The sequence below is a fragment of the Streptomyces phytophilus genome, assembly GCF_013870535.1.
Taxonomy (GTDB): Bacteria; Actinomycetota; Actinomycetes; order Streptomycetales; family Streptomycetaceae; genus Streptomyces; species Streptomyces phytophilus.
Map to the genome: position 1 here is coordinate 1 of NZ_JACBXC010001595.1, position 1,187 is coordinate 1,187.

Sequence of the window (1,187 nt, forward strand, 5' to 3'; positions counted from 1 at the left end):
GTACGCGAGCCGCCCCCCGCCGTCGGCGTCGCCGCGGGCGGCGAGGTCGCGGGTGGCGAGGACGAGGCGTACCGCGTACTGCGCGAGCGCGTGGTGGACGAACACCTCGTCGGCGCGCCGCTGGAGGGCGGCGAGGGTGTGCGGCGCGAGCACCCGCCGGGCGGTGGGCGGATCGACGCTCATCCGGTAGAGGATCGCCAGTTCCTCGTCCTCGGTGGGCGCGGCGACGTCGACCTTGAGCAGGAAGCGGTCGCGCTGGGCCTCCGGCAGCTGGTAGACGCCCTCGGACTCGACGGGGTTCTGGGTGGCCAGGACGAGGAACGGCTCGGGCATGGGGATGGTCCGGCCGCCGATGCTGACCTGCCGCTCGGCCATGACTTCGAGCAGCGCGGACTGGACCTTGGCGGGGGCGCGGTTGATCTCGTCGGCGAGGACGAAGTTGGCGGCGACCGGCCCGGGTTCGATGCCGAACGTCTCGCTGGAGGGCCGGTAGATGCGGGTGCCGGTGATGTCGGACGGCACCAGGTCGGGGGTGAACTGGATGCGGTGGAACGTGCCGCCCGACACGGTGGCGAGCGTGGCCGCCGCCAGCGTCTTGGCGACGCCGGGCACGCCCTGGAGCAGGCAGTGCCCGCGGGCCAGCACGGCGGTCAGCAGCCGCTCCACCATCCGGTCCTGGCCGACGATCACCCGCTTGACCTCGAAGAGTGCCTGTTCCAGGAGCGCGGTCCCGGGGCCCGGTGCGGCGGGCCCCGGGACCGCCCCGGTGGTGGCGGTGGTGGTCACAGGTCGCCCGCGTTCTCGGCGGCGCCCGAGGGCGCCTGCGAACCGCCCTTGTCCGGGCAGTCCTTGTGCGTACCGGTCCGGGCGGCGCCGGTCCGCTCGCGGTCCTCGTTGACCACGAGCCGCACCTCGGGTTCGCCGCCACCGCTGTCGAGCGCGGCGGACGCGCCCGTGGCCAGGCCGGCGACGGCGAACACGGCGGCACCGGCGACCGAGAGCCTGCGTATACGACGGGACATCGGGGTCTCCTCCGTCAGACGACTGCGTTACCGCATGTCATCACCGGGAGGCGAAAATCCCCTTAAAGCCGCGGAGCCGCGGTCCCGCGCCGCTCGCAGCGGGGCGGGCGGGAGGTCGGCGGCGGGCCTACGACCACGGCGTGGCGGCGCGCCGCTGCCAGTAGT

2 protein-coding genes are annotated in these 1,187 nt (G+C 74.3%); both read right to left on the reverse strand.

Features of this window, described 5'->3' with window-relative positions:
- Positions 1-786 (reverse strand): AAA family ATPase (locus H5J30_RS34490; RefSeq protein WP_181791752.1); only part of this gene is annotated, 786 nt, incomplete at its 3' end.
- Positions 783-1,022 carry a hypothetical protein gene (locus H5J30_RS34495; protein ID WP_181791753.1) on the reverse strand — a complete coding sequence of 80 codons (240 nt, stop codon included), beginning with the start codon at positions 1,020-1,022 and terminating at the stop codon, positions 783-785. The genes H5J30_RS34490 and H5J30_RS34495, both read right to left, overlap by 4 nt.
- Positions 1,023-1,187: the final 165 nt, after the last annotated feature.